Origin of the sequence: Sphingobacterium puteale (assembly GCF_003627955.1) — a bacterium.
Classification (GTDB): domain Bacteria; phylum Bacteroidota; class Bacteroidia; order Sphingobacteriales; family Sphingobacteriaceae; genus Sphingobacterium; species Sphingobacterium puteale.
The window spans coordinates 61,913-86,548 of sequence record NZ_RBWS01000006.1; the positions used below are offsets into that span (position 1 = coordinate 61,913).

Below are 24,636 nucleotides of genomic sequence, written 5' to 3' on the forward strand. Positions count from 1 at the left end.
CGTACTATAAAACAAAACAAGATAAATTATGAAAACAGTATTTATTCTTTTATTGACCTGTCTAAGTTGCTTGCTGAATAGAAGTACAGCGCAGGATAAGCGACCAAATATTGTCTTGATTCTCGTTGACGATTTGGGCTTTTCAGATATAGCGCCTTATGGCGGAACAGATTTCCATACACCAAATTTGACGGAATTGGCAAAACAGGGCACACGTTTCCAGGAGTTTTATAATAATTCGATCTGTGCGCCGACGCGAGCAACATTATTGACAGGACAATATGCTCATCGCGCGGGTATGGGGTATTTTAACGTTAACCTTGGCCTGCCAGCATACCAGGGCTTTTTAAACCACGAGTCGCTGACGCTGGCGGAAGTGCTAAAAGGGGCAGGCTATTCTACCATTATCTCCGGAAAATGGCATGTAGGCGATGATTATGACCAATGGCCTGCGCAACGTGGTTTTGAACGCTCCTTTAATTTTGTGGGTGGGGCTTCCAATTTTTATGAAATCAATGGGCCTGAAAATCCCACCGTGCCTTTGTATCGAAATAATAAACCTTTCTATCTACCACAAGGACGTTATCTCACGGACGAGATTATTGATCAGGCAATTGGCTTTCTGCGTGAACAAGAGCAGGATAAAAAACCGTTTTTTCTGTATCTCGCTTTTAATGCACCACATTGGCCTTTGCAGGCTCCCGAAGAAGAAACCCAAAAATACAAGGGCGTATACCGGCAGGGCTGGGACAGCCTACGTATGAAACGTTATGAAAATGCGGTTCAAAGCGGAGTTTTTCCGAAAGGACAGCCTATTTCGACAAAGGATCCAAGTGTACAGGAATGGAACAGGCTCACCTATGATGAACAGCAATACTGGCAACGTCGACAGCAGGTGTTCGCTGCTATGGTCGATCGCATCGACCAGAGTATCGGAAAAGTGCGACAAACCTTGAAGGAACTGAAAAAAGACAAGAATACCATTATCATCTTTTTATCCGATAACGGTGCACAAGGCGGTGATCGAAACCGCATTTATACCTCGCGGAATACGGAGACTGTGGGGCTGCCGGGTTCTTATGATATGCAAAATAGCAATTGGTCACAAACGGGTAACTCGCCCTTGAGGAGCTATAAAGATAATCCTTATGAAGGCGGTATCGGTGCGCCGTTTATTGTCTGGTTTCCAAAGGAAGTGAAAGCCAACGTCGTCAAGAAAGGTACGGGACACCTGATTGATATCGCCCCGACATTATATGATTTTGCCCAAGCAAAATATCCCTCAGTAGAGGGCAACTTACCCATCAATCCTTTACCGGGGATTAGCCTGAGAGCCTTATTGCATACCGATAAAAGTCAGGTTGAGCGTCCTGATCCATTGTTTTGGGAACGAGCCGGCAACAGAGCCGTACGCTATGGTAAATGGAAACTAGTGTCTTTATTCAAAGAGGGGAATAAACCACAGCTGTACAATATCGATGTGGACAGGGGGGAAAACAATAATGTCGCAGATCAATACCCGAAAATTGTTGAAGATCTCGAAGCGCGTTATAAGCTTTGGGCAAAAGAGAATGGGGTAGTGGACTATAAACTGCTGAAAATAAACAGTCAGTTGCGCTAGGTATAAAAGATAGGCTTATGAAAACCCTGATGATATACTCGAACCGAGTGAAAAGAATCATTTTTATCATGGACACTAAAAACATATAAAAATTCTTATCAAATGAAAAAACTAACACTATGTATTGCCCTTATTTTTGGTGGAGCAAGTGCTCTTGTGGCACAAAGCAACAAGCCGAATATTATCTTGATTCTTGCCGATGACCTCGGATACTCCGATTTGGGCGCTTACGGATCGGAGATCGCAACTCCCAATCTGGATCGTCTGGCCAGCGAGGGAATACGGTTAAAACAATTTTATAATAACTCCATCTGCGCGCCAACACGTGCATCCCTGATTACGGGTCAGTACCAGCACAAAGCTGGCGTGGGATATTTTTCCAATGATTTGGGCTTACCGGCTTACCAAGGTTACCTCAATGCGGAATCATTGACGATTGCCGAAGTTCTTCGTGCCAATGGCTACGTCACCGCGACATCAGGCAAATGGCATGTGTCTGGTAAAGGAAAGAGCCTGCCTTGGGACCGTGGTTTTGATTTTGTTTTTCCAAGAGAAGAAAAGAATTCAGATTCAGGTGCCCCGACATTTAAAGGAGCTACAGATGCTGCAGGCTATCCCTTGGAAAGCTCTTTTTCTACAGAAGTGATCAATCGGGAGGCTGAAGGTTTTCTGGATCAGACCAAGGATCAGGATAAACCGTTCTTCCTATATTTAGCGCATACGGCACCGCATTGGCCTTTAGTAGCTCTACCACAGGATATCGCCAAGTATAAGGGTTACTATGATAAAGGTTGGGAGAGCATCCGCAGGGAACGGTTTAAGCGCCAAAAAGAACTGGGGATAGTTGATAATACGTACAAACTTTCCATTGCCGACGAAGATATCTACGACTGGGAACGTTTATCCTTTGACCAAAGACAGTTGTGGGCCAGGAAAATGGAAGTGTTCGCTGCAATGGTCGACCGCTTGGATCAGACCATCGGTAAATTGTTGCAAAAACTCAAAGAAAATGACCAGTTAGACAACACCTTAATTGTGTTCCTGTCGGATAATGGTGCACCTGCAGAGGACCTCGTCCGTTGGTTCCATGGCGCTCGGGCAAACAGTGGACCAGTGGGTACGGTAGGTTCATTTGAATCACAAAGTAAAAATTGGTCTTACGCATCAAATACTCCGTTCAAGGCATTTAAAGATTACACCTACGAGGGCGGGATCAATGCCCCATTTATCGCCTGGTTTCCGGGGAAAATCGCCAGTGGCATCAAAAAAGGAACTGGCCATATCATCGACCTGGCGCCAACCTTTTATGAACTTGCCGGAGCCAATTATCCCAAGGAATATCAAGGGCATCAGGTTAATAAACTTCCCGGAAAAAGCTTACTTCCGGTGCTGTTCAATCAGCAGGATACGGTAACGCGTGAAGAAGGTCTTTTTTGGGAGCGGGCTGGAAACCGTGCTGCGCGGATAGGGAAGTGGAAGTTGGTTTCCAGCTGGCCATCCTACAAATGGGAACTATATGATCTGGAACAAGATCCGAGCGAACGAAAAGATATTGCGGCACAACATCACGATGTGGTATCGCGCCTATCTACCGCTTACTTTCGGTGGGCCAAGGATAACGGGGTGGTGGACTTTGCTGAATTAGAAAGCAAGGAGCCGAGCAGTATGAAGGAGTTTCGGGAAAGTAAGGTTCAGGAGATCGCCGCACCAGCATTTCGTTTTTAAGAAGCAAACTCTTTTTCAATGAAACAGAATTTCTAGATATCGGACTGATTCCAGTTAGACCTTTTCACCTTACATTATTTAAAAAAAGGCACTTAGTTCCAATGGATCGGGTGCCTTTTCGCTAATTTGAGCAATATCCAAATTTACCTGCCTCATTTCTCAAAGTCGACCGTTGAATTTGTATCCTGCTATTTGTTTTCTTCGACTTCAAATACCGTGTCGATTTTCCAATTGGCCATATCTTTGGATGCGGCCACAGCTAAGCGGTCACAACGTTCATTCAAAGGGTGTCCAGCATGGCCTTTTACCCAAACCAATTTGACTTTATGTAGTTTATAAACATTCATTAAACGCATCCAAAGGTCTTTATTTTTTTTGCCGGCAAAGCCTTTCTGGATCCATCCGTATACCCATTTTTTGTCAATGGCATCAATGACATATTTAGAGTCGGAATATACCGTAACGGCCTGATTTAAGTTTTTTAATGCTTCGAGCCCTATGATGACGGCCATCAGCTCCATACGGTTATTTGTTGTTTTTCTATACCCTCCTGAAAATTCCTTTTCAATTAATTTTCCCTTGAACGATTCATTGTCGCCTGTATAGATAGTCCTTAAGATAGTTCCATACCCTCCTGGGCCTGGATTTCCACTAGATGCCCCGTCTGTATATAATTCGATCATACCCGCCAAACTTAGATAAATTTGCGTTGAAATACAATTATAATTGTGCGCAGCAATGCTACATCCTGAGAATCTGCCGATCATATTAAGGAGTTATTCGGTTTAGCAAGAGCGTCATCGCTGTAATTTATCGCTTACACAATGAAATTATAATGTTTTATATGTATTTTGCTGGCTTAAACTCGTTATGTAATCGATAATTTAACTTTATGAAGTTTCAAAAGGTTTCTCTTTTTGTTCTTTTGGCGTCGGCGTGCTTCAACGTCAGCGCTCAGGACACTATTTCAGCACAAAAAATGGATTGGTTTGAAGATGCCAAGCTAGGGATTTTTATTCATTGGGGGATCTACTCCGTTGAAGGGATCTCTGAGTCCTGGTCATTCTTCAATAATTATATTAACCACGATAATTACATCAAACAGCTTGATGGTTTTACGGCCAAAAATTATAAGCCAAAGGAGTGGGCTAAGCTGATCAAGCAAGCAGGCGCAAAATATACTGTGATTACCACGAAACATCATGATGGGATTTCCTTGTGGAATACTCAGGCGGATAAAGCGATTAGCACTCTAAAAGATGCTGCTGCCAAACAGGATGTTATTACGCCATTTGTTCAGGCTATTCAGCAGGAGGGATTGCATACAGGTCTCTATTATTCTCTGCCGGATTGGAGCCATCCTTATTACGATGTCTTTACACGTGCAAGAAAGCGCTACGAACTAGCTAAGGAGCCCAATCGTTGGAACCATTATGTTGAATATTATCAAAAACAATTAAGCGAATTATCACAGCAATATAAACCTGAATTGATTTGGTTTGATGGGGACTGGGAACATAGTGCTAAGGAATGGAAATCTAAGGAAACGTTATCACTTTTGCGCAAGTATAACCCCAATATCATTATTAATTCGCGGTTGAATAACCATGGCGATTACGAGACTCCTGAACAGGGGATTCCTGTAAGCCGGCCAGATGCTAAATTCTGGGAGCTCTGCTATACCATGAATGACTCTTGGGGCTATCAGCCTTTTGACAAGAAATACAAGTCACCCAATATGATTATCCGTACTTTGGTAGATTGTATTTCCATGGGTGGAAACCTCCTCCTGGATATCGGCCCAAAAGCAGACGGCAGCATTCCCCAAGAGCAGATGAATATTTTGAAGCAATTGGGAAGATGGACGAATAAACACGCTTCGGCAATATATGGCACAAGAGCAGGCATTCCATTCGAAAATTACAACGGTAAGTCCGCTTTGTCAAAAGATGGAAAAACCCTCTATCTCTATGTATATGAACAAAAAAAACAATTGCAGTTAAAGGGTTTGCTGAATGATGCTATTCAGGCGGTTTCTGTTGTTGGAGATGCTGCTTCTAAGGTAACTGCGGTATTGTTGGATGAAAAGGTCCAATTGGACCTGACAAAAGTTAACTTTGATCAGGACGTCACAGTATTGGCCTTGACATTCAAAGACAAGGTGCAGTGGCACGCACCTCGGGAAGAAGCTATTACATTACAAGCTGTACTCGACAACAAGCAAACCAATAGCGCATTAAATCAAATCGCATCACTGCTCCATAGTGGAAAAAATATCTTTGATCATTCCGGTTTAACTATAGATGGCATGGAGTCAAAGCTACCTGTGGAAAATTTGACAAATCCAGCTGTTTTAGACTGGGTTAAGAAGCATGCAGAAGCACTTTATGAGACTGGAAAGGGACTACCTGAGGGACATTATGAAGGTTTAAGTGCGCTTTCAAAGGATCGTCAGACCCTTTACCTTTTTGTCGAAGGGGTACCAACAGGGCCTATCGCGCTCAAAGGAATAAAAAACGGTATTGCCCGGATTAGGCTGGTGGGTGAAGGATCCATGATCAACCATGAGATCTTCAATAAACTTTACTGGAGCAGTATTCCGGGGATTGTTTATATTCAGGTACCAAAGGAACGCTTGGATAAAAATATGACTGTTATTGCGGTATTATTGGATTCACCTTTGGCATTGCATCGTGAGAAAGTTGGCGCCATTGAAAACAATCTTTAATAGTAACTAAATAAATTATTTGGTCCGGGATGCCAGCATCCCGGACTTTTTTGATTAAAAATATTTTTTGATGTCGCCGTTATGACGGGTATTATTTTTATACTAAATTAGGCGGATGAGTCTATTGCATACTTTTCTTGCATCCCTGTCTGGGATCGCACTATGGGTTTCCTGTACTGCCGGAGATGGAAATAAGATGGAACGACAACGTGCGGATTCGCTAGCGAATAAAGTGGTGGAGGGAAAAATAAATCTGGAATGGCTCGCCAATTCAGATGAATTCATGTATTTCAATGAGAAATACTTTTACGAACCGGCTGATTTGAAAACGATACCGAAGCTTGACAAGGTACAGATTCAAATTGTAACCTATCGTATTTATAAGCATGTCAAGCTGTCGGATAACCGTTATCATTTTGCTGTAAAACAGGCTAAAGATCTGTATATACCCAATAAGGCCTTCGTTTATTACCAGCGTTCTTTCGATGAAATGAACCGAAAAGCGGCCGCCAGCAAAGATTCTATTCGGCTTGAGCTTCCTGATAACTACGCTACTAAATTGATAAACGAGTAATGAACTCGTCTCTTGTTAAAAAAGTTATCCTTTCAAACTCAATAGATTCATAAGATTTATTTATTTTTAAAGGATTAAGCAAGCACATGGAAAAGAAAAATATCGTTGTATTAACAGGAGCGGGGATTTCTGCCGAAAGTGGGATACCTACTTTTAGGGATGCAAATGGACTATGGGAGGGGCATGATGTAATGGCTGTAGCCTCTATTGAAGGCTGGAAAAAAAATCCGGCGCTTGTTCAGGAATTTTACAACCTTAGACGGAAGGCTGCGCTGGCCGCAAGACCAAATGCTGCGCATCTCGCGTTACGTCAGTTGGAATCGGCCTATCAGGTCACGATCGTCACACAAAATGTCGATTTGTTGCACGAGCAGGCCGGCTCTACAAAGATTATACATTTACATGGTCGGTTGGATCAATCCAAGTCATCCATTGACGATCGTTTGATTTACCAGATAGAAGGCGAAGAAATAAAAATGGGAGATCTCTGTGAAAAAGGAAGTCAACTGCGGCCGAATATCGTGTGGTTTGGTGAAGCTGTTCCGGAGATTGAACGCGCAATGTCCTATGTTTCAAGGGCGGATATCCTCATTATTATCGGAACCTCCTTACAGGTTTATCCAGCTGCTGGGTTGCGGCAATTTGCGCCTCATTATTGCCGGTCTTTTTTGATCGACAAGCAAATTCCGAACAGTACAACATTAGGTCGGATAAAATGTTTTGAAGAAGCAGCAACCGTAGCGGTTCCAATCTTGGTTAAACAGTTGCTCCAGGAGGCTTCAGGTAAAGATTAATGTAGCAGTGGATTATCAACTTCAAATAAACCTCATCCTGAAAAATGAAACTAAAACTTAAAGAAATGAAAAGAATAATAGGACTGATCTGTAGCTCAATACTGGCTATTTCCTGCCACAATAATTCAGAGATCAAGGTAAATAATAGCACAAATAATGCCCCGATACAATTGGATAGTGCCCAAGCAAGACATTTGCTTACATTGCCATTGCATTGTATTGAGATAGAATATCCGAACAAATTGGGACAAGTACTCGGAAGTGACCAAGATTTGAAGGGACCGCGTACATTACATCCAATTTTTTATGGTTGCTTTGACTGGCATTCCTCAGTCCATGGTTATTGGTCAATCGTACGAATTTTAAAGCAATTTCCCGATTTGGATAAGTCCGGCACAATCCGGAAACAGCTGAACAGGAATATCACTGCAGAAAATGCAGCAACTGAATTAGCTTTTTTTCAGGATAAGAATAATAAAAACTTTGAGCGCACCTATGGTTGGGCCTGGTTATTACAATTGCAAAAAGAACTATTAACCTGGAAAGATCCAGATGCGGAACGCTGGGCAAAAATTCTCGATCCGATGGTAAAACATATCATGAAAGCCTATCAGGAATATTTGCCAAAATTGGTTTATCCGATTCGAACCGGCTATCATGATAATTCTGCTTTTGGCCTATCGCTGGTATTGGATTTTGCACGGGGAACAAATCAGGTTGCTTTCGAAAAATCATTGATGACAAATGCTGTAAGGCTATATAGCCATGACAAAAATTGTAATATCTCCTTTGAGCCCAGCGGAAGCGACTTTCTTTCGCCCTGTCTTGAGGAGGCACTTTGCATGAGTGTGGTTTTAAGACAGGATGAATATCGAAAATGGCTGAAAGATTTTCTGCCTGATCTTTTCAATCCGGATTTTAACTTGGAACCCGGCATTGTGAAAGACCGTACAGACGGGCATTTGGTTCATTTGGATGGATTAAATTTTAGCCGGGCGACTTGTCTAAACGGTATTGCAAAGGCACTTCCTGAGCTAAATCATCTGCATGGTTTAGCCAATAAACATCTGAAATATTCGTTGCCCAATATTACTTCCAAAGACGACTATATGGGCTCACATTGGCTGGGTACTTTTGCGCTTTATGCACTTTCCAAAAATTAATGCCCACAATCACATGAAAGCTGTGAACCGAGGCCTAGGGTATCAACAATAAAATAGAGTCCCTATATATTCAAACACAGGGACTCTATTTTACATATTTGTCTCTCCCCATTCATCCATAAGGATTAAAATATTTTCCAATGAGCGTCCCAATGCTGTTAGTTCATATTCAACCTTCGGGGGAACTTGTTGATAGACAATACGATTGACCAGTTTGTCCTGTTCAAGTTCTTTCAGTTTAGCAATGAGCATACGTTCTGAAATGCCGACGAGTCTTTTTCGCAGTTCACCATAACGTAATTTGCCCTCATGCAAGAGATAAGAAAGAATATTTATTTTCCATCTTCCTCCAATCGTAGATAAAGTGAAAGCAATACCACAGTGGTCCTTCCAGTAGCTTTCGTTGATCGTGTTGGTGGAGTTTTCTTTTCTGCTATTCATACTTACTTTTCTGTTCGTATCATACAATTTCGTGCGTACTGTTATTCATGCAATTTAATAAAGAAATTTGTAGTTCACCTCATAAAGTATAAAATGGAAACTATAAAATTTGTCGTTCATTGGTTGAGTTATGCCTATTACCTCTATGTATTTGGATATGCCTCATTATTCAAAGTTTTTCAGAAGCAGTCCATGATGCAAAGCATGGATTCTTTAGGTTTTAATAAAACCTGGACACTGGGCATCGGAGTAGGCGAGTTGCTGGGGGTTTTACTTCTTCTGATTGGTTTGTACAAGACAGAATTCAAAACCGTAGGGATTTTACTTTTGTTTCCATTTGCAATAGGTGCTTTTACGGCACATATGGCTTATGGAGAATACCATCATTTTTATAATTCATTAATGATGTGTATTCTTAGCGTTGTTTTACTGGCAACAGACAAAAATTTTAAAATTATTATTTAGCGTCTTGATAACACAGACCAGGAATGTTCTATTTTATTGAAATATTCCTGATCTGTGCTATTTTTCTTATTCTTTTTATAGAAAGAATAAACTTTTGTAAAAAACAATCATTTATGCCGCACCGCGGATAACTCGCAACAATACCACTATAATTGCAATAACCAACAATGTGTGGATGATATTTCCTGTTGCGTACCCTCCTAAAAAACTAATTGCCCAAATAATTACTAAAATAACGGCGATAATGTATAATAAATTTCCCATAATTTTGATGTATTTTTCATTAATAACAATAGCTGTTTAATGATTGTTTTGGAATAAAAACAAACAATGTTCTGTTGGCTATTGTTAGCCTGTTAAAGATCACCGTTATGAGAAAGTTTAATCATTATAAAAACTAAAGCCATGGCAAAAGCTTATTTACAAGTAACCTTAAAAATTAATAATAGCGATAAAGGTGCCGTATCAGGCATATATGAAAAATTTCGGGACTCGTTTATTGATCAGATAAAAGGCGCAACTTCGATAGAGTTGCTAATTGGGGATGGTTATATCCAATTATTACATATTTTTGATACGGCCGAAGACGCACAGGCATTTTTATCAACGGAGTTGTATAATAATAACATTCTTTTCGCCCTGAAATCCCTAATGGTCGATACACCTCGGGTTAGTATATATTCTGTCTTATAGTAACGGTTTTAAGGAAACAACGAAATAGGATCTGTATTTCAGTGAGCGCAAATCTAAAGGATATGAACAAAATAAAATTTTTCAAGGCACAACTTAAGGAAATTAGAAACTCGCTCCTAGCTCACCATGAGCGTTTAGCAGTAGCAGAGAGTGTTACTGCAGGCCTGCTACAGTTTGCCTGTGCACAAATGGAAAGTGCGATGGATGTCTATGGGGGAGGAATGACAGCATACACCCTAGAAGAAAAAATCCGTCTATTGGATGTCGATGTAGAGGAAGCCCAAAAGTGTGACTGTGTATCACCGCTTATCGCTGAACAAATGGCGGTGAGGATAGCGACTTTATTTCATACGGAATGGGGTATTGCGACGACGGGTTATGCGACTATCGTGCCCGAATCAAAGGGGAAATTATACGCATTTTTTTCAATCGCTTACCAAGAGCAGATTGTACATACTGAAAAAGTGGAACTAGAAGCAAACACCGAAGCTGAGGAAGCGCAAAGAGTTTATGTCATTAGGGCACTTCGTGCATTTAACTTGGCTCTAAAAAATCAGCGTAGATCGGAATCAGCCTATAAATAGAAACGTCTCTCTAATTGGAGAGACGCTATTTCTTATGCTTCCTGTTTTAAATCAAACGAATGGTAATTTTTGTAATGTGCTAAGGACCGTATCGGCGTTGATAAGTTGGATAGTAACTCAAGATAGACCTTTGCAACCATTTTCCAGGTTGTCTGTTCGCCGTAACTACGCGCTTTGAAACGATGCCAAGCCAGCAGTCTTCGAGATTGATAAAGCAATTGGATATTCTCGCTCATTGTTTGAATATCGCTGAAGGGAGTGAGAATTCCCCGCTCGTCTGTCAAGAGATCTGTTGCATGCCAATAAGGTGTCGAAATGACCGCAGCACCTGCACCGACAGCAAAAGATAATGTCCCGCTACTGATTTGTTGTTCATGTTGATAGGGGGATAAATAGATATCACAAGCTGTTAAGTATTCTTTCAGTTGCTCATCACTTAAAAATTCATCTACAAAAACTACTTTATCTTGTAATTTCAACTGAGCCACTAGGCTTTGTAATTCAAAACGATAGGATTCACCTTCGTGAGCCAGAACATTCGGATGCGTTTTGCCCACGATCAAGTATTTGAAATTTGCTAAATCCAATCCTTCCAAGGAGCGGATCGCATATTCAAGTCCTTTGCTTCGACCAATTAAGCCGAAAGTCATCATCACAAAATTATCTTGAAAACCTAATCTGTATTTTGCTAACCCTTGGTTGTAATCAAATTGTGGCACACCGTGAGGAATCACTTTAATTTTTTTATCGTCAATCATAGGGAACAGTTCCATTAACAATTCGCTTCCTTTTGGTGATAAGGACACCACAGCTTGCGATTTTATGAGGAGCGATTCCATAATTTCCTTTTGACGTAATGAGGGAGATTGCAATATGGTATGAAAGATCGTTAGCAAAGGTATATTTAAACTATTGGCAAGCTGATTAATAAATAGACCATCAGCGCCGCCAAATATACCATACTCATGCTGAATAATACAATAGTTATATTCTTCATTGATAATATGAGCGGCTTGAATATAGCTATCCAATCTTTCCTTGTCAATAACAAAGCGAACAGATGGATCGAACTCTTCAACGCTGGATCTGGATACCGCAATCACATCAACGATGGTATTCCCGTCAGCACTCATGCCTTGTTTAAGATCTTTTGTGAAAGTTGCCAATCCACATTCCTGGGGTGGATAGGTACTTATAATAACGACTCTTCTCATACACTTAGGCCTTTTTGCTGTCTTCATTTTCGTTTTCAACAGGGATATCCAAAATAGCCATCAATAATAGATAATATCCCTTTTCTAATCCCATTTTTTTTGCTTTTTGATCTATATTTTCCATGTTAAGTATTATGATTAAGGTGTTATATTTTTTTCCTTTCGTAACTCAAAAGCTGTACCCAAAAGACCGTATTTATGACATATCCGTAGTTTTCAAATGTGTAATCCGTATAGTATGGTGTATTTGCCGCAAAAAAACTTTTTGACCAGGTATTTTTCCCCGAATAAAGAAATTTATTCCATCGCCCAAAAAAGTATTTGTCACAGCTATTTATTTTTGCGTTCATTTAAACAATTTGCACCGGCTGATGGTTTATCTACGGAATTACAACAAAGGTCTTATGAAGAGCCTTAAAAATGTATTTTATTAAATATGATGGAAAAGAATAACTCTAAAAAAATCAATGATCATTTGGCCAACGAGCGTACATTCTTAGCCTGGATAACCACGAGTTTGGGTATCATGGGCTTTGGTTTTGTCGTTGTTAAGTTTTCCTTATTTATCCAACAGGTAACGTTAATGCTCAATTCAAAAAAAACGATGAATATTGAACATGAGTATTCTGGGGTTGTTGGTATTTCGATTGTTATTATCGGTTCTGTTACTGTAGTATTGGCTTACATCAAGTATAGGAGAGTGGTTAAACAGATTGAAGAGGAACGTTTTACTTATGGGTCCTACGGCATTGCTTTGATGTCAGCCTGCTTTCTCATTATTGGCCTGCTACTGGGCTGGCATTTGATAGATAGTCTATAAAATCTTTGTTCCAATAGTGTCGTTCTCTTTTCTTATTTGCATCTTAATCTAACGGATTGACGTCGCTTTTTATAAAATCAGGAAATAGATTTTAGTCTTCGTCAGGTTTCTTTCGCGATATTTTTGGTAAAATAGTAAATATAGTGCAAGCTTTGCCTCAACTTACTAGCTTTTCATATTCATTCTTTCTTCTTGAAGGTCAAGCAGACGTAAGTGTTTTCGGATAATTTCCTCATCAAGCAAAAGCTCTTCACGATTTTTATTGATAAGCCATATCCGTTGAGTTTCCAGAATGTCAATATAGATTTTTCGATATTCAGCGTAATTAATGATGATTTCCGAACTCATCAATTGATTTTCATATTTCTGCAATTGGTCTTTCAATGTGGGGAAACTATCTATTTTGTCTGCATAATCCTGACGGATTTTATCCACTGCTACCTGAGCAAGCTTGTTTTGAATTTCATAATCTATTTCCTTTTCCGTTCTCACAAAATCCCGGTCTACAAGTGGGAATTTTTTCAATAGAAAGGGAAGGGTAAGTCCTTGGACAAGTAATGTTAAAAGAATGGTGACAAATGTGATAAAGAGGATCAGATTTCGTTGTGGAAAAGGTGTACCGTCAGCCAAAGTCAAGGGTATTGAGAGTGCCGCCGCCAAAGAAACCACACCCCGCATTCCGGTCCAGCCAATGATCATGGGAGTTTTCCATCCGGGAGACTGCGCATCCGCCACAGTGATGAAATTTCTCATAATTAATGTAGTAATTACCGCCGCATAACCAGCTAGAATTCGTACAATAATGAGTACAGCGGTAACCGCCAAACCATAACCGATCGCCGTATAAATATCGGTGTCGCCCAATCCATTAACAATTTCGGGTAGATCCAATCCGATAAGCATGAAAACAATTCCGTTAAGTAGAAAACAAAAGCTTTCCCAAACCGTTACAGTACGTATTCTGGAGGCGCTACTCAAAAAGTCGTGACTTCGATAAGAGAGAAACAAGCCACCGCTTACTACCGCTAAGACCCCAGAAGCGTGAAATTCTTCCGTGACCAAATACATGGAGAAGGGCGCAATGAAAGTCAATAATATATCTGTATTTGGATCGGTAGGTAAAATCTTGTGCATTTTAAGGAAAATATAGGCCATTGAGATTCCTATACCTACGCCACCTACACACATCCACACAAAGTTTCCTGCGGCTTCATACCATACAAATTGTCCCGTTGCGGCTGCAATCATCGCAAAACGGAAAATTATTAACGAAGAAGCATCATTCAGCAAGCTTTCTCCTTCAAGAATGGAAGCCAATCTTTTCGGCACTTTTACAAATTTCAAAATTGCACCTGCACTTACTGCGTCGGGAGGAGAAACAATTCCGCCCAATAAAAAGCCCAGGGCCAAAGAAAATCCGGGGATAAAATAGTTTGCGAAAATCGCTACCGATAATGCTGTAAAAAACACGACGACAAAAGCAAAGCTGAAAATAATCCTGCGCCATCGCCAAAGCTCCTTCCAGGAGGTTGACCAAGCGGCTTCATACAGTAGAGGTGGCAGAAAAATAATAAATATTAATTCAGGTTCTATCTTTATGGGTGGTACTCCCGGAATAAAACTTATTAAAAGCCCAGCTACCACAAGCAAAACAGGATAGGCGACCTGAATTTTTTTTGCCAGCATAATAAGCATGGTGATCAATAGAACCAAAAAAAGATAGAATGCGAAATTTTCTAACATGTATAAGTTTTAGATACATAAATATATATTAAATTTTTAAAAACACGTAGGGCCTTCTATAATTTAGGCCGATCCTAAATGTTGTTCAACCCGTTCTGATAGCCATAATCTATTGACCTTGAAGCTGGAGTAAAAACATATCAACAGACAAAACAGGCAGTACGAATAGATTGTTGGCTGAAGATTTTTTGAACGGAACGGATTATGAGCTGCTCTATTAAAATTGGCTCAGGCTACCGATATTTTTAGTGTCAATACGATTTTATATCCGACGAGCGGAAATCTATATGATAGGCTAACAGAAGCTTATCTGAAAGCCGGCCAAAAAGACAAGGCGAAGCAGCCTTATAAAAAGATGCCCAAAACCAATCCTGGGAGCAAAATAGCAATTAAGATATTATATACATTATAAGGGAACTGTAATAAGCCAATTTTTTCCTAATTTGCAACATGTCAATGCAAGCTAATATGTATCAATTATTTTCCGATGGGATTCTGTCCATCTGGAAAAATCAAGGAATATCCTATATTAAGGTTGAGGAACTATCTACAATAGAGGGGATCACTTTTTTTGAGCTGATACCCGATGCTGAACTTTTGGATGGCGGTGGGGTAGATACGCTTTATGCGATAGATTCCGAGGATGTGGATGATATGCTATTATTTAGTAAAAATGTTAGATTTGTCGTTCACAAGATCTACCTAGAAGAAGATTAAGTCGAATATTTGTGTAAAATAAGAAACGGCGTTCTGAAAATTGAAAATTAGTAATAATTGTAAAGCTTTGCTTTCAATGCGTTTATCAGATGACAAAAACGAGATTCAGTGCAGGAATATTACTGTATAAATTCCAGGGAGCAGAAATTTCTTTTTTTCTGGTTCATCCCGGCGGTCCCTTCTTCGCAAAAAGAGACGAAGGATGGTGGACTGTGCCCAAGGGGGAGGTTGAAGACAATGAAAGTGAACTGTTGACAGCTAAGAGGGAGTTTCAGGAGGAAACTGGCTATTTGCCTCACGGGAATTTTATACAATTAAATCCTATTAAGCAAAAAGGCGGAAAAATTGTACATTGCTGGGCTGTTGAGGGCGACATTGATACCGACAGTCTTGTCAGTAATAATTTTCAGATGGAATGGCCACCAAAATCCGGTAGGATACAGACATATCCGGAAATAGACAGTGGCGCATGGTTTACAATGGAAGAGGCCAAGAGGAAAATCAATGTGCAGCAGATTTCTTTCCTTGAGCAAATAGCGGCTATTTTTTGATGCAGGTAATGTAAATAAATCCTAATCAGATTGTAGATAAGCTCTATCTTTTAACGACTCAGTTTGTTTGACGGAGAGACCTCGTGGTGTAAGTAGCGCTTCCGATTTTTTTCGAAGTTGAATTGGCGCTACGCCACATTGCTTCTTGAAGGCAACAGAAAAGGATGATGGAGAAGAATATCCCGTTCTGAATGCTATTTCTTTAATAGATAGATCAGTTGTTTTTAACAGAGAGATTGCTTTCTGAATATGTACTTTCGTCGCAAACTGGAATAACCCCATGCCTGATATCTCCTTAAATCCCTTTTTCAGTTTGTATTGATTGATGCCGAATTTAATAGCTAGCTGCTCGATCGTATAGAATTCTCTGGTATTTTGTGTAATAAAATCTTGAATTGCATAAAATACATTGGCGTCAGCCTCTCGATAACAGCTCTCCGTATCCATTTGCTTATTTTCATGATTGATCGATTCAAATAGCAATTGCAGGAGGATCATTATTCTGCCTTTCATAAAGTACTGCCGCAGAATACCCGTTTTACTATAGGATTTCATCTCTTGGAGAATGTGAAGCATTTGCGAACTCAGAGGAATACCCGCTTCAACCAAACGGACAAAGTTATTCTGATCAACTTCATCTATAAAAGAATCTACAAGTTGTGTTTCTGCAATAAACTGATGAAAATAGTCTGACTCAACATAGATATCAAAATTGCGATAGGCTATATTTTTCTCGAAGAATATCTCTACATCGGATTCCGAAGGCGTGAAATAGATATAATTGTGCTGAGGTAAATAGTTATTGAATTTGTTGTTAATACGATCTTTTAGCACCTGTTGATTCAGGAAAAAGGCAATTTGAATGTAATTTTTTGTGGGGGTTTTGTACGCCAGCGTAATGTCTTGTGCAAAACTATAGGCGTAATCTCTAATGATAAACTCAGGACTATTATAAATATAGGTTGTTGTAAAGCTGCCCAAGGGCGAATCCAGCCGCTTTACAGTTTGGTCATCTTCATCCTGATCATAAAAGCGTAGTACATCCGCCATCAGTTCGTGATTTGTTTTAATTACTCCCATATTCTAATGTTTTTCTCCCGAATTCGAAATTCGATTGGGTCTATCTACTCTAAATTTGTGGTGTAAATTTAATTATATTAATTCTAAATAATTTATGTTAAAGAAAAGTACTCTCTGGAGCGTCCTGGTTTTGCCGACTGCTGTATTGGCACAGAGCGGCAAACCAGAAAAATGGAAAAGTAAAATAAATCTTGCCGTTGACTCCACAAAGGTGGACAGTACAAAGTCCTATGTGTTATCGACAGCAAATGTTGTGGCCAATAAAACGACTATACCATCTTCGACCTTGCGTCTCGGTGAAAATCTTTTGGTGACTCCGCAGAACATTCAGGTAATCGACCAGCGTTTACTTAATGATCAAATGATCTTGACCACAGCGGAAGGGCTATCCCGGAATGTAAGTGGCGTGCGGACCATTACACATCAGGAAGAGGGGAGTGTCGGTATCGCTGTACGGGGATTTCAAGCCTCTAACCTGCGTAATGGAATGGATGTAAGCGGTAGTTTTGGGCCGCTACGTGAGGATATGGCCTTTGTGGAACGTGTTGAATTCGTGAAGGGCCCAGCAGGATTTATGATGGGAAATACACAGCCTGGAGGTTTCTATAATATAGTGACCAAAAAGCCGTCGGGAACGAATCAAAAAATCGCACAAATGACTTTGGGTAGCTATAATCTATTGCGTGCCGCGGTTGACATTGACCAAAGATTGAGCAACGATGGAAAGTTTTTGGGAAGGTTTAATGTAATGGGAACCAAGAAAGGTAATTTTCAACAAAATGTCAATCACGAACAGTTTGTTCTGAATCCATCTTTTAAGTACAATGCGAGTGAAAATACCAATGTAATCGTTGAATATATCCTCTCTCAAAATAATTTTGAAGGTGGTTTTTCGAAATATGTCTATGGGACAGACGGTTTTAAGGAGCTAAAGAAGAATTTTTCATTTAGTGATCCGATTATGGATCCGACCAAATCTTGGGAGCACAATGTTTATGGAACGATCAGCCATAATTTGAATGAGGATTGGCTGCTGACGGCACAGTTTGGTTATGTCCGCTCTGAAATGAAAGGAGCCTCTTTGTATGCGAATTACAATACAATTGCATTAAAGGATGGATCTGATGGAATTAAAAAAGGTGATGTAACCCGTAATGTTAGCATCAATGATGCCTTAAATACATCAACGGTGGGACAGGTATTTACACGCGGAAAGTTCAAAACTGGCGAAGTCAGTCACAATATTCTTGCAGGTTTGGACATGGGTAAGAAGTTCTACGTGGCAGATTGGTCTGTTGCAGGCAGTATTACTGACACAAGCAAAAAGCTGCCGGTCAATGCCAAGGGCGAGGTGGTCTTTAATATCTATAATCCCGTTTACGGCAATTTAACCAAAAATATGTTACCCGTGTATGATCGCTCCAAATCCTTACGGGAACGTGGGGCGAATTATCTATCGGATTATTCGTACAGCTCTGTACACATACAGGATGAAGTTCGTTTTCTGCAGGATAGACTCAGGCTCGCTGCCGGCCTACGTTATACAGCAACAAAAAAGGTATCTATTGCCAATAATGGCAACGAAGTGAAGAACGAAGCGTTTACCCCGCGTTTTAGTGTAACTGGCTTGTTAACACCTACCTTTACGGTCTATGCTTTGTATGATGAAACATTTCAGGAACAAGCTGGATTGCTCTTGAACGGGGGAGCAGCAGATCCGTCCTATGGAAAGAATAAGGAGATTGGCGTGAAGAAAACTTGGTTTCAGAATAGGTTGATGACCAATTTAACGGCCTATCACTTAACAAAAACCAATCTGCTCACCGCTGCTGGTATCGACAATCCCGGTAAATTTGAACAGTCAGGTGAAGCAACATCCAAAGGAATCGAATTGGACGTCAATGGACTGATTAACAAAAACTGGAACGTCGTCTTCAATTACGCTTACACTGACGCCAAAGTAACAAAAGATAAAGATCCAAAGAAAATAGGCGGCATGTTATACGGTACTGCCCGACATATTAGCAATGCGTGGATCAAATATACGGTGACAGCAGGTAATTTAGAGGGACTGGGATTTTCAGCTGGTTACGAATATCAGGCCAAACGTGCAACTTGGCCAGTTGTCCAAGATCAAAAATACCTTCCTGATGATTTGTTCTCTATAGATTTGGGCGCATCTTATCAAAAAAATAATTATCACATTGCATTGTTGGTAAATAATGTGGCCAACCGATATAATTATGTTGGGTTCTACCCCGGAGCCTGGGGATATACCCATTATGGATGGCGGGTAGTCAACCCCCAAGGCTTTCGACTAAACTTGGCCTATAAATTTTAACTAAGCCATTATATAGTATAAATTGTTTGTCACCGGCTTTACAGGCCCAGCTATCGTTTCGCTGGGCTTTTTTCTTTCTGACAGTAGAGCATTGGTGCTAGTGGAGGCAATAAGCAAGCCTGTTGTCAACATTTGAATATCTTTTAAGACTAAATAACCTGCTGCTGATAGGGAAGGAAATCCTGGGTAATTTTAATGGGCATTTCAACATGTCGAATAAGTATTCTTTTCAAACGAATTGTAAGCAAAGGCTTTCGAATATAAAATGGAGTTTATTTATATGAGGAAAAAACATAGTTTTAAGATGTTCTTATGCCCTGGATATAAGATTAAGAAATATACATAAGTTGATAGGTGATTTTATAAACTTCTCAATAGAAGAAAGAATAAAAATAGGGGTCGACTGACCTTGAAGGAAATATCTATATTGAAGATTGGAATTTATCATTTTTGCGAGATAAGATCTTTTGGGTAAGAAACGAAAAGGAACCGAGCTAAAATTAATATGTTAAATAATAAAAGGTCGCGCATTTATACGTTATGAAAAAAACTATCTTTCAATTTTGGCTGGTCAATATTCTGATAAGCATAACCCTATCCGTTCTGTATAGAATGGTTATTAGTGATCTGAACTCGGCTGATAATACCCTTTTTGAAAGGTTTATCAGTATATTGAATATATTGATAAATCTGGGGCTATCAACGGTGTACCTTGTTGCGATCGTTTTTAGTTCCCTATCATTATTTCTCAATCAAATAGAAAAAATCAGGTATAATTATTTTTTGTCGTTTTTGACATTTTCAGGGATACCCTTCATCTGCGTTCTTGTTCTGGGAGCCGAGGTTTTGATCGACTATTACCGATATGATATCGTGCTTCCGCCGCTAAGGCTGCTGCTGCTCTTTTCAATAGTTTATTTAATATGTACATTTGTCGAATTTTTGTTATTCAGGAAAAAAGTAGAAAAGATATATAGCTGATGTTTTTTTCAAAACAAACCAACAAATCGCTATTGATATCACGTTATAAATAGCGATTGTTCACTGCCGGTAGCATATTGGCGCTTAGGTCAGCACTTCGTCGATTATGCCGAATTCTTTTGCTTCAGCCGCAACCATCCAATGGTCTCTATCGCTGACATCATGTACCTTCTGATAAGCTTGTCCACTATGTTTGACGATAATGTCATAAAGTTCTTTTTTTATTTTTAAAACTTGATTGGCTGTAATTTCAATGTCGGAGGCTTGTCCTTGGACACCACCTAAAGGCTGATGTAACATGACCCGTGCGTGTGCCAGGGCACTCCGCTTGCCCGCAGCACCACCACATAATAAGATGGCGCCAAACGAGAGTGCCATACCCGTACAGATGGTCGCGACGTCAGGACTGATTAATTGCATGGTATCATAAATGCCCAGCCCCGCATAAACTTCGCCTCCCGGGGAATTGATATACATGTGTATATCTTTTTTGGCATCGACGGATTGCAGAAATAATAATTGAGCCTGTACAATGTTGGCGATATTGGATTCGACAGGTGCTCCCACAAATATAATACGATCCATCATTAACCTGGAAAATACATCCATTTGCGATACCCTTAATTCGCGTTCTTCGGTAATGTAGGGCGTCATCGCTAAAGGGGTGCTATTGCGTTCAACGCTGCTTAAATAATTATCTACCCGATCTTTTGAGACATAGCAGTGCCCGACCGCAAATTTGCGGAACTCATTTTTATCAATATTCATGATTTTTTTGATTTATGTTTTTTTGAATAGCCGCCTTATTTTTTGGCTAAAACGGATATGTTGGGGCTGTGTAAACAGTATTTGATGTATTGCTTCAATTTCTTGTTTCAATTGTCTGCGACCAAACTGTTTTACGATTTCGTAAGCTTTTTGCTGTGCGATTACTTTATCAGCCAATTCATTGTCTAGCAACAAATGTGCATCAAATAACAGTGCTTCGCCAGGATTCGCTGTCCCCAACAGATGAGTTTCTATCTGTTGGGTCTCATTCCATGAAGTCGTCATAAACTAGCGATTTTTCTCTGATGGACTCTCTTACTTTCTCCAGGCATTTATACTTCTGAACTGTGGCACTCCGTGTTCCTGAATAGCCAAATTCATCTGCGATTTCTTGGAGCGATAGTCGGTCATAATAAAAGCTTTTTAATAAATTCATACATTTACGCCCTGCAGTTTCCAGAAAGCGCAACAGCCGTCCGTGGGACGGAGACTCTTCATCTGTTAAAGGGATCTCCAGGTTGTCCAATGGCAGATGTTGGCTTGTTTGGTAATAACGTTTTAACCACAGATTCCGCGCCGTACCGATAAGGTAACCAATATCATTTTTCAATGCCGTTGGAGTTAAGATAACCTTTTCATAATAAATGACCAAAGCGTCCTGAAATACATCTTTCGCTTCGTCAAAGTTGCCCCCCATACAGCTTACATATTTAGCCACCGTAGGAAACGCACTTTTATAGAGATCCATAAAAAGTGCCTGTCGCCTCATTGCTTGATTTGAATTATTAACACCTTGCATATTATCTTTTATATCAATGTACCAATTATGATCAAAGTATCACCTTTTATTTTCAAAAATAATTAATATAATAAAAGCTTCCTGTAAAGGGAAGCTTTGGAGGCTTTAGCCTTAGCAATGTTTTTCTTGGCTAGCTGTTTCTAAGGTCAAGTTCCATTTGGATATTACAGCGCTGATAAGGGCTAGGGTAGCCGGTAATTTTCTGAAAACCCAATTTATGATATAGATTGATCGCCGGTTTTAGTATGGTATTGCTCTCCAGATATAATTTCGACGCACCCAGAGTTTTCGCTTCCTCAATAATCGCGCGCCCCAGTATAGTGCCTACACTTTTACCTTGTGCTTTCGGGGAAACTGCCATTTTTGCCAATTCGTAATCAAATTCGGGGTGATCCATTTTGATGAGTGAACAAACACCCAACGGCTCATTATTATAAAGAGCAACCAGAATTTTTCCTCCTTTTGCTAAAATATATTCTTCAGGGTTGTCAAGCGCTTTGTGATCGGTTTCTTCCATTTCAAAATAGGTCGAGATCCATTCCTCGTTTAAGGATTTAAATGCTTGACGATATTCAGCCTGATAGGGGACAACCCTCACATCCTTACTTTCACGAATTTTCTTCTGTTCCTGTACACGTTTCAATAACGATTTTTGTTCCAAAAGGAACTCCCATTCCGCTAAAGCTTCCCAAAGATTATGGGTAGCTTCCTGGATGATACCATCAATGGCATGATCGATATCAATGCATTGGATTCGCATTCGTTCCCAAAGCGCTTTGCCTTGCTTGGTCAATCCAACCATATTTCTTCGTTTGTCCTGGGAACGTAGATTGTCCTCGACCAGGCCGGCATTGATCATCTCTTTGACAATTTTAGTCACCGAAGGCTGAGAGTGACCTATTTCGTTCGCGATATCCGTGATGGTTTTGCAATCACCTTCCGAAAGAACAAAGAAAACAGGGAACCACTTCGGAGCAAAATCAATCTGATAGAGTTCGTGTAACCTTGCTGCCTCATCGGTTACATTTGATGCCATATAGCGTAATCTGCTACCTAAGGCTATTTTTCCCGTTTTTTCAAATAGTTCCATAATAGTATAAGTAATTATATAACCAGTTATGCAAATTTAGAAAACATTTAGATACATTAAAAGACTAAATTCAAAAAATATAGTATATCGGAGAAATGAAGCTCGCTTTTTGTCCGCGAATTTATTTTTGCATATCTTAAAAAACGCAAATGCGAGTTGATAACTAATGAGGGCTTGCAACATTGGAAAAACTCTATTTTGAACTACGTATCTTTATGTCAAGTGCGATTCACAATTTAATACGAGTGGACTTATAAGCTTAAGAGAGTTACACAATAAGTCAACCAAATGATGCTATACTACGCGCACTGTACGGCTGTCCGAAAAAATAATATATGGAGAATTATGATTATATTTAAGTGGATATAAACTGTACAACAATGACATTGAGACGAAGCATACCGGCAGGAAAGACAGCTGTAGGAGTTGTGCTCCTTTGTACTTTTTTTAGTGTATGTGGATGCGCTTCATTGAAGCAGACCAGAAAGGAGGGGATGCTTGAAATTTCTGAATTAAAGGCTTTCGACGGTATCTATAATAATGTGAGCAGTCAAGAGGAAGATGCTGAATTTTCTTCTCTTTGGAACCAGCTGATCTTAAGGGATAAAATTGATCTGCTAGATTTCAGAAATGCCAAAATCAGACTTAGCACAATTGGAAATAACCAGATCAAGGCGACCTGGCTGCTGGGGGATACAGCAAAGAAGAGTATTCTGCTTGACGGAAAACTGAAGGACAATTATTTTGTTTCCCGGCATAATCGGATTATCATACCCATACCACTGATATACGGACAGATCAAAAATAATCAGTTCCAATTATGGCTGGGTCAGGATAATCAGCTACATCTCGATAGATTACAAAACAGGTGGGGCTGGGTATTCGTTTTCCTGGCGGGGGCAGATAATACGTCGAGCTACAAATATGAGAAAGCAAAATAGAAAAAATAGACAAGCTTTCCAACGCGTAATTCCTGGTTCAATCGGTTTGTCTTACGACAGTATCCAGCTTTGTCAGGAAGTAAATAAACTGCTTCTTTTTTTGACTGCCTTGGCCCTGCATGGCATAGGCTTTTACGATAAAGGAATTATCATCTAACCATCTGATATCCTCGACAGCCCAATCCTTGGTTTGAAAGCTCATGAGCTCTGAAAGACGTCCCTTTTTTCGGTTCCCTCCATCCTGTATTTTAAGAAGCCCTATAAAACAGCTATTACGCTCATAGTCATAATTGTAGTAGTAAGTCAAAAAACGGCCGCTAGGTGAAGGAATAGGGAGCTCTACTGCGGCATCGCCGACTGAAATAATGGTATTTTTTACCGCACTATTGCTGTCTATCAATACCAAGTCACTGAAACCTAAATGTTCCGAAACACTATGGCTGATCAGGGCGTAACTTTTTAGAATGGGAAAATAGCCTTTGTACTCCCAGCCCCGGAACCCTTCCGGCTGATCCGGAGAATCGTTGTATTTGTGTAGCTTGATCTTTCCTTTCCCTGTAGGAATAATAATGTTTTTCCCATTGATAATGGGAATAGAGTGGGTAAGCTGATTTACTGCACTTGCCTTTTTATAATCTTGTTCCGTAGCTTTTTTAAAATAAATCGTAGGAAGATTATCATAACTGTCAGCATAGCCAACGGCAAATTCCTTATTTGCCTGACCCAAAGCTGTCCTTATTAAAAAGAGAAAAATGATCGTTATTGCTACGCTTATTTTGAACATAGGTCGCATTAATCCAGGG

Annotated in this window: 25 protein-coding genes; 14 read left to right on the forward strand and 11 right to left on the reverse strand. The window is 40.0% G+C overall.

Annotated features, from left to right (window positions below; genetic code table 11):
- Positions 1 to 28 precede the first annotated feature (28 nt).
- Together D7322_RS07635 and D7322_RS07640 are read left to right on the forward strand one after the other, a co-directional pair.
- Positions 29 to 1,621 (forward strand): arylsulfatase, encoded by a 1,593-nt coding sequence (locus D7322_RS07635; RefSeq protein WP_121122890.1) that lies wholly within the window; start codon positions 29 to 31, stop codon positions 1,619 to 1,621.
- Positions 1,622 to 1,723: 102 nt separating this feature from the next.
- Positions 1,724 to 3,346 (forward strand): arylsulfatase, encoded by a 1,623-nt coding sequence (locus D7322_RS07640; RefSeq protein ID WP_121122892.1) that lies wholly within the window; start codon positions 1,724 to 1,726, stop codon positions 3,344 to 3,346.
- A gap of 188 nt (positions 3,347 to 3,534) precedes the next feature.
- On the opposite strand, the gene rnhA is transcribed toward D7322_RS07640, so the two are convergent.
- Complete coding sequence (rnhA, locus tag D7322_RS07645; protein WP_121122894.1) at positions 3,535 to 4,029, reverse strand: ribonuclease HI; 495 nt, start codon at positions 4,027 to 4,029, stop codon at positions 3,535 to 3,537.
- A 209-nt stretch (positions 4,030 to 4,238) separates the two neighbouring features.
- Here rnhA and D7322_RS07650 point away from each other — a divergent pair, with 209 nt between their 5' ends.
- The 4 genes from D7322_RS07650 (at position 4,239) to D7322_RS07665 (ending at position 8,605) form a co-directional block, all read left to right on the forward strand.
- Positions 4,239 to 6,074, forward strand: coding sequence for an alpha-L-fucosidase (locus tag D7322_RS07650; protein ID WP_121122896.1), 1,836 nt, complete (start codon positions 4,239 to 4,241; stop codon positions 6,072 to 6,074).
- A gap of 115 nt (positions 6,075 to 6,189) precedes the next feature.
- Complete coding sequence (locus D7322_RS07655) at positions 6,190 to 6,648, forward strand: hypothetical protein (protein WP_121122899.1); 459 nt, start codon at positions 6,190 to 6,192, stop codon at positions 6,646 to 6,648.
- An 86-nt stretch (positions 6,649 to 6,734) separates the two neighbouring features.
- Positions 6,735 to 7,442, forward strand: a complete 708-nt coding sequence (locus D7322_RS07660) for an SIR2 family NAD-dependent protein deacylase (RefSeq protein ID WP_121122901.1) — start codon at positions 6,735 to 6,737, stop codon at positions 7,440 to 7,442.
- Positions 7,443 to 7,507: 65 nt separating this feature from the next.
- Positions 7,508 to 8,605, forward strand: a complete 1,098-nt coding sequence (locus D7322_RS07665) for a DUF2891 domain-containing protein (protein ID WP_121123473.1) — start codon at positions 7,508 to 7,510, stop codon at positions 8,603 to 8,605.
- A 90-nt stretch (positions 8,606 to 8,695) separates the two neighbouring features.
- On the opposite strand, the gene D7322_RS07670 is transcribed toward D7322_RS07665, so the two are convergent.
- On the reverse strand, positions 8,696 to 9,046 hold the full coding sequence (locus D7322_RS07670; RefSeq protein ID WP_121122903.1) for a winged helix-turn-helix transcriptional regulator: 351 nt from the start codon (positions 9,044 to 9,046) through the stop codon (positions 8,696 to 8,698).
- 93 nt (positions 9,047 to 9,139) lie between these two features.
- On the opposite strand from D7322_RS07670, the gene D7322_RS07675 reads away from it, so the two are divergent.
- A complete protein-coding gene (locus D7322_RS07675) occupies positions 9,140 to 9,511 on the forward strand; it encodes a DoxX family protein (RefSeq protein WP_121122905.1) in 372 nt (123 codons plus the stop codon).
- Between the two features lie 111 nt (positions 9,512 to 9,622).
- Here the strand turns inward: D7322_RS07675 and D7322_RS07680 are convergent, their stop codons facing one another.
- A complete protein-coding gene (locus D7322_RS07680; RefSeq protein WP_108633825.1) occupies positions 9,623 to 9,775 on the reverse strand; it encodes a lmo0937 family membrane protein in 153 nt (50 codons plus the stop codon).
- Positions 9,776 to 9,916: 141 nt separating this feature from the next.
- On the opposite strand from D7322_RS07680, the gene D7322_RS07685 reads away from it, so the two are divergent.
- Both D7322_RS07685 and D7322_RS07690 read left to right on the forward strand, forming a co-directional pair.
- The gene (locus D7322_RS07685; RefSeq protein WP_121122907.1) at positions 9,917 to 10,204 is read left to right on the forward strand and encodes a hypothetical protein; all 288 of its coding nucleotides are present in this window, start codon (positions 9,917 to 9,919) and stop codon (positions 10,202 to 10,204) included.
- 62 nt (positions 10,205 to 10,266) lie between these two features.
- Positions 10,267 to 10,788 carry a CinA family protein gene (locus D7322_RS07690; protein ID WP_121122909.1) on the forward strand — a complete coding sequence of 174 codons (522 nt, stop codon included), beginning with the start codon at positions 10,267 to 10,269 and terminating at the stop codon, positions 10,786 to 10,788.
- 32 nt (positions 10,789 to 10,820) lie between these two features.
- Here D7322_RS07690 and D7322_RS07695 read toward each other — a convergent pair whose 3' ends face one another.
- Positions 10,821 to 12,002: a glycosyltransferase gene (locus D7322_RS07695; protein WP_183078636.1), complete on the reverse strand. Its 1,182-nt coding sequence runs from the start codon at positions 12,000 to 12,002 to the stop codon at positions 10,821 to 10,823.
- A gap of 436 nt (positions 12,003 to 12,438) precedes the next feature.
- Here D7322_RS07695 and D7322_RS07705 point away from each other — a divergent pair, with 436 nt between their 5' ends.
- Positions 12,439 to 12,822: a YidH family protein gene (locus D7322_RS07705; protein ID WP_245971280.1), complete on the forward strand. Its 384-nt coding sequence runs from the start codon at positions 12,439 to 12,441 to the stop codon at positions 12,820 to 12,822.
- Between the two features lie 165 nt (positions 12,823 to 12,987).
- On the opposite strand, the gene D7322_RS07710 is transcribed toward D7322_RS07705, so the two are convergent.
- Positions 12,988 to 14,565, reverse strand: coding sequence for a Na+/H+ antiporter (locus D7322_RS07710; RefSeq protein ID WP_121122915.1), 1,578 nt, complete (start codon positions 14,563 to 14,565; stop codon positions 12,988 to 12,990).
- 468 nt (positions 14,566 to 15,033) lie between these two features.
- On the opposite strand from D7322_RS07710, the gene D7322_RS07720 reads away from it, so the two are divergent.
- A complete protein-coding gene (locus tag D7322_RS07720) occupies positions 15,034 to 15,282 on the forward strand; it encodes a hypothetical protein (protein WP_245971281.1) in 249 nt (82 codons plus the stop codon).
- Positions 15,283 to 15,371: 89 nt separating this feature from the next.
- Positions 15,372 to 15,833 (forward strand): NUDIX hydrolase, encoded by a 462-nt coding sequence (locus D7322_RS07725; RefSeq protein ID WP_121122921.1) that lies wholly within the window; start codon positions 15,372 to 15,374, stop codon positions 15,831 to 15,833.
- Between the two features lie 21 nt (positions 15,834 to 15,854).
- On the opposite strand, the gene D7322_RS07730 is transcribed toward D7322_RS07725, so the two are convergent.
- Positions 15,855 to 16,913: a helix-turn-helix domain-containing protein gene (locus D7322_RS07730; protein ID WP_121122923.1), complete on the reverse strand. Its 1,059-nt coding sequence runs from the start codon at positions 16,911 to 16,913 to the stop codon at positions 15,855 to 15,857.
- A gap of 94 nt (positions 16,914 to 17,007) precedes the next feature.
- On the opposite strand from D7322_RS07730, the gene D7322_RS07735 reads away from it, so the two are divergent.
- Complete coding sequence (locus D7322_RS07735) at positions 17,008 to 19,254, forward strand: TonB-dependent siderophore receptor (protein ID WP_121122925.1); 2,247 nt, start codon at positions 17,008 to 17,010, stop codon at positions 19,252 to 19,254.
- A 1,065-nt stretch (positions 19,255 to 20,319) separates the two neighbouring features.
- Here the strand turns inward: D7322_RS07735 and D7322_RS07750 are convergent.
- From D7322_RS07750 to D7322_RS07765, 4 genes are all read right to left on the reverse strand, one after another.
- Positions 20,320 to 21,003: a ClpP family protease gene (locus D7322_RS07750; RefSeq protein ID WP_121122929.1), complete on the reverse strand. Its 684-nt coding sequence runs from the start codon at positions 21,001 to 21,003 to the stop codon at positions 20,320 to 20,322.
- 12 nt (positions 21,004 to 21,015) lie between these two features.
- Positions 21,016 to 21,288: a hypothetical protein gene (locus D7322_RS07755; protein ID WP_121122931.1), complete on the reverse strand. Its 273-nt coding sequence runs from the start codon at positions 21,286 to 21,288 to the stop codon at positions 21,016 to 21,018.
- On the reverse strand, positions 21,269 to 21,802 hold the full coding sequence (locus D7322_RS07760; RefSeq protein WP_121122933.1) for an RNA polymerase sigma factor: 534 nt from the start codon (positions 21,800 to 21,802) through the stop codon (positions 21,269 to 21,271). Before D7322_RS07760 ends, D7322_RS07755 begins: the two co-directional genes overlap by 20 nt.
- 130 nt (positions 21,803 to 21,932) lie before the next feature.
- A complete protein-coding gene (locus D7322_RS07765) occupies positions 21,933 to 22,892 on the reverse strand; it encodes a bifunctional helix-turn-helix transcriptional regulator/GNAT family N-acetyltransferase (protein WP_121122935.1) in 960 nt (319 codons plus the stop codon).
- Between the two features lie 380 nt (positions 22,893 to 23,272).
- On the opposite strand from D7322_RS07765, the gene D7322_RS07770 reads away from it, so the two are divergent.
- Positions 23,273 to 23,833, forward strand: coding sequence for a hypothetical protein (locus D7322_RS07770; protein ID WP_121122936.1), 561 nt, complete (start codon positions 23,273 to 23,275; stop codon positions 23,831 to 23,833).
- Positions 23,834 to 23,870: 37 nt separating this feature from the next.
- Here D7322_RS07770 and D7322_RS07775 read toward each other — a convergent pair whose 3' ends face one another.
- Positions 23,871 to 24,617 carry a hypothetical protein gene (locus D7322_RS07775; protein ID WP_121122938.1) on the reverse strand — a complete coding sequence of 249 codons (747 nt, stop codon included), beginning with the start codon at positions 24,615 to 24,617 and terminating at the stop codon, positions 23,871 to 23,873.
- Positions 24,618 to 24,636: the final 19 nt, after the last annotated feature.

Coding starts and splice junctions, on each gene's coding strand:
- D7322_RS07750 (WP_121122929.1), bottom strand. CDS start 21,003: ATGAATATTGATAAAAATGAGTTCCGCAAATTTGCGGTCGGGCACTGC.
- D7322_RS07765 (WP_121122935.1), bottom strand. CDS start 22,892: ATGGAACTATTTGAAAAAACGGGAAAAATAGCCTTAGGTAGCAGATTA.
- D7322_RS07660 (WP_121122901.1), top strand. CDS start 6,735: ATGGAAAAGAAAAATATCGTTGTATTAACAGGAGCGGGGATTTCTGCC.
- D7322_RS07640 (WP_121122892.1), top strand. CDS start 1,724: ATGAAAAAACTAACACTATGTATTGCCCTTATTTTTGGTGGAGCAAGT.
- D7322_RS07720 (WP_245971281.1), top strand. CDS start 15,034: ATGTATCAATTATTTTCCGATGGGATTCTGTCCATCTGGAAAAATCAA.
- D7322_RS07680 (WP_108633825.1), bottom strand. CDS start 9,775: ATGGGAAATTTATTATACATTATCGCCGTTATTTTAGTAATTATTTGG.
- D7322_RS07730 (WP_121122923.1), bottom strand. CDS start 16,913: ATGGGAGTAATTAAAACAAATCACGAACTGATGGCGGATGTACTACGC.
- D7322_RS07650 (WP_121122896.1), top strand. CDS start 4,239: ATGAAGTTTCAAAAGGTTTCTCTTTTTGTTCTTTTGGCGTCGGCGTGC.
- D7322_RS07690 (WP_121122909.1), top strand. CDS start 10,267: ATGAACAAAATAAAATTTTTCAAGGCACAACTTAAGGAAATTAGAAAC.
- D7322_RS07755 (WP_121122931.1), bottom strand. CDS start 21,288: ATGACGACTTCATGGAATGAGACCCAACAGATAGAAACTCATCTGTTG.
- D7322_RS07685 (WP_121122907.1), top strand. CDS start 9,917: ATGGCAAAAGCTTATTTACAAGTAACCTTAAAAATTAATAATAGCGAT.
- D7322_RS07670 (WP_121122903.1), bottom strand. CDS start 9,046: ATGAATAGCAGAAAAGAAAACTCCACCAACACGATCAACGAAAGCTAC.
- D7322_RS07735 (WP_121122925.1), top strand. CDS start 17,008: ATGTTAAAGAAAAGTACTCTCTGGAGCGTCCTGGTTTTGCCGACTGCT.
- D7322_RS07710 (WP_121122915.1), bottom strand. CDS start 14,565: ATGTTAGAAAATTTCGCATTCTATCTTTTTTTGGTTCTATTGATCACC.
- D7322_RS07635 (WP_121122890.1), top strand. CDS start 29: ATGAAAACAGTATTTATTCTTTTATTGACCTGTCTAAGTTGCTTGCTG.
- D7322_RS07705 (WP_245971280.1), top strand. CDS start 12,439: ATGATGGAAAAGAATAACTCTAAAAAAATCAATGATCATTTGGCCAAC.
- D7322_RS07760 (WP_121122933.1), bottom strand. CDS start 21,802: ATGCAAGGTGTTAATAATTCAAATCAAGCAATGAGGCGACAGGCACTT.
- D7322_RS07675 (WP_121122905.1), top strand. CDS start 9,140: ATGGAAACTATAAAATTTGTCGTTCATTGGTTGAGTTATGCCTATTAC.
- D7322_RS07770 (WP_121122936.1), top strand. CDS start 23,273: ATGACATTGAGACGAAGCATACCGGCAGGAAAGACAGCTGTAGGAGTT.
- D7322_RS07725 (WP_121122921.1), top strand. CDS start 15,372: ATGACAAAAACGAGATTCAGTGCAGGAATATTACTGTATAAATTCCAG.
- D7322_RS07655 (WP_121122899.1), top strand. CDS start 6,190: ATGAGTCTATTGCATACTTTTCTTGCATCCCTGTCTGGGATCGCACTA.
- D7322_RS07665 (WP_121123473.1), top strand. CDS start 7,508: ATGAAAAGAATAATAGGACTGATCTGTAGCTCAATACTGGCTATTTCC.
- rnhA (WP_121122894.1), bottom strand. CDS start 4,029: ATGATCGAATTATATACAGACGGGGCATCTAGTGGAAATCCAGGCCCA.
- D7322_RS07775 (WP_121122938.1), bottom strand. CDS start 24,617: ATGTTCAAAATAAGCGTAGCAATAACGATCATTTTTCTCTTTTTAATA.
- D7322_RS07695 (WP_183078636.1), bottom strand. CDS start 12,002: ATGAGAAGAGTCGTTATTATAAGTACCTATCCACCCCAGGAATGTGGA.